General features: G+C 73.6%; 4 protein-coding genes and 1 pseudogene. 2 read left to right on the top strand and 3 right to left on the bottom strand.

From position 1 onward, the window contains the following. Window positions 1-260 (bottom strand): annotated as a pseudogene (locus ACPYOM_RS20995) (hypothetical protein); the annotation flags it as partial. Beyond that, entirely contained in the window at window positions 247-717 is a 471-nt protein-coding gene (locus tag ACPYOM_RS20990) for a hypothetical protein (RefSeq protein ID WP_481342433.1), read from the bottom strand. The pseudogene ACPYOM_RS20995 and the gene ACPYOM_RS20990, both read right to left, overlap by 14 nt. 188 nt (window positions 718-905) lie before the next feature. Between ACPYOM_RS20990 and ACPYOM_RS20985 the strand changes: the two genes are divergently transcribed. Further along, on the top strand, window positions 906-3,065 hold the full coding sequence (locus ACPYOM_RS20985; protein WP_481347432.1) for a sensor histidine kinase: 2,160 nt from the start codon (window positions 906-908) through the stop codon (window positions 3,063-3,065). After that, window positions 3,058-3,735 (top strand): response regulator transcription factor, encoded by a 678-nt coding sequence (locus tag ACPYOM_RS20980; protein ID WP_481342431.1) that lies wholly within the window; start codon window positions 3,058-3,060, stop codon window positions 3,733-3,735. The genes ACPYOM_RS20985 and ACPYOM_RS20980 overlap by 8 nt, the downstream gene beginning before the upstream one ends. A 39-nt stretch (window positions 3,736-3,774) precedes the next feature. Here the strand turns inward: ACPYOM_RS20980 and ACPYOM_RS20975 are convergent. Continuing rightward, on the bottom strand, window positions 3,775-4,483 hold a 709-nt coding region (locus tag ACPYOM_RS20975; RefSeq protein WP_481347431.1), incomplete at its 5' end, for an LLM class flavin-dependent oxidoreductase.

Raw genomic sequence — 4,483 nt, 5'->3', positions numbered from 1 at the left:
TCGGCCGGACGGCGGGGGTCGACCACCAGGTCCGCGACGCTCGTGCCGCCCGGCCGACCGACGGACGCCCCTGCCCCGTGCCCCATCGCGTGGTCTCCACGGCCCAGCTCGGCCGTCCCCATGTCCATGACGGACCACGCCGAGGGGAGCCGGCTCGCGGCCCAGCCCCACCCGACGAGCACCAGGAGGCAGGCGAGCCCGACGAGGCTCACGAGCCGGCGTGACAGGCTGGTCCGCCCTGGGGGCTCAGCCCCGGGCATCGGCGGGCACCTCCGTCGGCACGGCGTCCGCCGGCGCACGCACCGCCGCGAGCCGCGCGGCCTGCATCGCGACGACGAGGAGCGCCAGGGCGTTGGCCCCGTGGACGGCGCCCGTGAACGGCACGTCGGTGATCGAGTAGCCGAGCATCACCTGGACGACGACGAGCCCGAAGACCCAGGCCGCGGTGCGGATCCCCTTCGGCACGTGGGCGAAGAAGGCGACGACGAGCAGGGCGAGGGCGAGCAGCGGGATGACGACCCCACCGTTGACGAAGTGGATCGGGAAACCGACCTCGCCGACCCAGCCGAGCTCCGAGTCCTCGAGGGAGGCCTTGTCGACGACGCCGCCCTCGGACACGTGGTGGACGAGACCCCCCAGACCGAGCGCGATGGCGGCCGCCTGGACGACGACCTCGACGACGATGAGCCAGCTGAGCACGCGGTAGACCCTGCGCATGGTCGTTCCTCTCCGGTACGCGTCGGGTGTGCCCGCCTCCCACCGGCGGTCCCGCGCACGCCTCCCACGATCCGGCCGCTTCCGCGAGCCGGGAACGAGGCGGGCCGCACGGACGGTGGGGGCCGTCCTCCACCGGCAGGTAGGGCTGACCCGCTGACGCGTCGAGCGTGCAGGGACGATCATGAGGTGTGGCCAGCAGGCGCGTGTGGTTGCTGATCTTCGGCGTCGTCGGGACGGCGTCGCTCGCCTACGTCTTCGTCGTGCGCGGCATCCTCTCGCCCGGCACCGCGGGCGAGGGGCTGGGGTGGCCGGTCTTCGGCGTGCTGCCCATCTACGCCTTCGGGTTGTGGCTGCTCACCGCGACGTCGTCCAGGACGGCCCTGTACGTGGCCCTCGGTGGGACCGCCTCGGCCGTCGGGTCCGCGTACGAGGCGTACCTGTGGACCCACGTCGACGTCCTGCGCTCGAGCACCTTCGCGCTGCTCAACCAGGTGGGGCTGGCGGCCGACGCCCTCGCGTCGATCGGCTTCCTGCTGATGTTCGCGACCTTCCCGGACGGTGTCCTCGAGCACCGCTGGCAGCGCGTCGTCGTCCGGTTCGTGTGGGTCGGGGTCCTCATCGGCCCGGCCACGCTGCTCACCGATCCGCAGGTCGTGCTGCCGGAGTACATCGGTCTCGACGGCCGCACGCTCACGAACCCGTACGCCGTGCCGGCGCTCGCCGGCCTCGAGCCGGTGGTCGACGCCGTGCTCCGACCGTGGTGGGTCGTCCCGGGGCTCGCCGTCCTGGTGTTCTTCTCGCGCTGGCTCTTCGGTCCCCCGGCCCGGCGCGCGCAGCTGCACGTCATGGGCGCCGCCGTGACCTTCACGCTCCTCGTGTACATGTTCTGGGACGGGATCGCCCTGCCCCGGTTCGCGGGAACGCCCGTCGCGACCGTCGCCTCGGTTCTCGTCGCCGTCGCCGTCATCGCCCTGCCGGTGGCCGGCATCCACGGCATCCTGCGCCACGGCGCCTACGACGTCAGCGTGGCCGACCGCGGAAAGGTCGTGGTCCGCCCCTCGGCCACGCTCATCACCATCCTCTACGCCTGGGGGGTGGCGGCGCCCGGGCTGCTGCTCGCGCAGACCCTGCCCCCGGCGACGGCGGTCATCGTCACGACGGCCATCGCCGTCCTGCTGCTGCCCGTCCGGGCCTGGCTGGGGCGAGCCATCACCCGGCTCGTCTTCGGCAACCGCGACGCGCACCTGAGGCTGCTCAGCGATCTCGGGACGCGGCTGGAGCAGGCCGTCGACGCGGACGAGGTGCTGGCCCGACTCGCCCAGGGGGTGCGCGACGGGGTGGGTGCGGCGTGGGTCCGCATCCGCCTGGCCACCCCCGACGGGCGCACGGTCGACGCACCCCGTGCGGTGTCGGGCGAGGTCGTCGGCGACCCGGCCACGGGGCTCGACCTCGTGCAGGGCGGTGCCGTCATCGGCCGGATCGACCTCGGTCCGGCCAGACGTGGTGTCTACACCCTCGCCGAGCTGACCCTGCTCGAGACCGTGGCCCGCCAGGCCACGACGGCCGTCGCCAACGTGCGGCTGACCGCCGAGCTCGCGGACCAGCTCGACGAGCTCACCGCGTCGCGCACCCGCCTCATCACCGCCCAGGACGCCGAACGCCGGCGCATCGAGCGCGACCTCCACGACGGCATCCAGCAGAGCGTCGTGGCGCTCATCGCGGGTCTCCGGCTCGCGCGCAACCGGCTCGACCGCGCGGACCTCGACGCCGACGAGCTGTCCGAGCTGCAGGACCAGGCCCGGGAGATCCTCGCCGACCTGCGCGAGCTCGCCCACGGCATCCACCCGCAGGTGCTGAGCGACAACGGCCTCGTCGCGGCGGTCGAGTCGCGCACCGCACGCTTCCCGGTGTCCCTCGCCATCGAGGCGGACGACGTGGTGCGCGCCCGTCGCTTCGCCCCCGACGTCGAGACTGTGGCGTTCTACGCGATCCGCGAGGCCCTGGCCAACGTCGCCAAGCACGCCGGCGCGCAGCACGCGCGGGTCGCCCTCGCCCTGACTCCGGCGGGGTTGCGGCTGGAGGTCACCGACGACGGGCTCGGTTTCGACCCGGGGGGTTCGGCCTCCGCCGAGCAGGCCGGGCTGGCCAACATCCGTGACCGCGTCGTCGCCCTCGGCGGCCACGTCCACGTCGACAGCGCCCCTGGCGCCGGCACCCACCTCGTCGCCCTGCTGCCCCTGCGGGAGCAGCAGGGACCCGGTCGGGCCGCCGCGCCCGTCGCGCCCGCCGCGTCCACCGCGCCCGACAGGCCCGCCGTTCCGCCACGGGTCGAGCCCGCCCGTGCGTGAGTCCGTGCGCATCGTCATCGCCGAGGACAACTACCTCGTGCGAGAAGGTCTGCGCCGCCTGCTCGAGGACTCCGGCGAGGTCTCGGTGCTCGCGTGCGTCGGCACCGCCACCGAGCTGCTCGACGCCGTCCGCCGGCTCGGGCCCGACGCCGTGCTCACCGACATCCGGATGCCGCCGACGCACCGGATGGAGGGCATCGAGGCGGCCCACGCGATCCGGGCCGCGCACCCCTCCACCGGGGTCGTCGTCCTCTCGCAGCACACCGACGAGGCCTACGCGCTGGCGCTGTTCGACGGTGGTTCGGCCGGGGTCGGCTACCTGCTCAAGGACCGCATCGGCGACCTCGAGGACCTCGTCCACGCCCTGCGGGAAGTCTGCGCGGGGGGCTCGGTCGTCGACCCGCAGATCGTCGACGCGCTCGTGCGCCGCCGCAGCCGCGGAGCCACGAGCCCGCTCGCGACCCTGTCACCGCGCGAGCTCGACGTGCTGCGCGAGATGGCACTGGGGCGCACCAACGCCGGGATCGAGGCGTCGCTGCACCTGTCGTCGTCGACCGTGGAGAAGCACGTCAACGCGATCTTCACCAAGCTCGGCCTGTCGGAGGCCCCGGTGCACCGTCGGGTCGTCGCGGTGCTCGCCTTCCTCGAGAACTCGCCCGCACTGGGGTGAGAGCGGGTCGAGGAGGAGGTCCGAGGGCGTGAGCCCTCCTCACGCCCAGTCGAGCTGCTCGCGCACGCGCGGCACGACCTCCTCGGCGTAGAGGCGGATGCAGCTCATCCGCTGCTCGTGCGGCAGCGTGCCGAACGAGTACTTGAGCTGGAACCGCGACACCCCGAGGAGCCGGACCGTGTCGACGATCTTGGCGGCCACCGTCTCGGGCGAGCCGCAGTACACCGCGCCGTCGGGGCCGAGCTGGCCGAGCGCCTGCTCCCTCGTCATCGGCGCCCACCGGCGCTCGCGGCCGAGCTTGTTCATGTACGGCACGAAGTGCGGCACGAACTCCTCGACGGCCTGCTCGTCGGTCGCCGCGACGTAGCCGGGCGAGTGCACCCCGACCCGCTGCTCCGGCTTGCCGAGCTCCGACAGCGCGCGGCGGTAGAGGTCGGCGAGGGGCACGAACTGTCGCGACGAGCCACCGATGATGGCGATGACGATCGGGAAGCCGTAGTGGGCCGCCCGGACGACCGACTGCGGTGTGCCGCCGACCCCGACCCACACCGGCAGCCGCCCGGACTCGGTCGCCGGCATGACCCGGTCGACCTGGACCGGTGGCCGGATCGTGCCCTCCCACCGCACGGGCCGCTCGGCGACGACCGCGGCGAGGAGGTCGAGCTTCTCCTCGAAGAGGGTCTCGTAGTCCGACAGGTCGAGTCCGAAGAGCGGGAAGGACTCGATGAACGACCCGCGGCCGACGGTG

The organism is Monashia sp. HAY1-2A, assembly GCF_056755315.1.
This window is presented reverse-complemented; position numbering and strand designations above follow the sequence as displayed.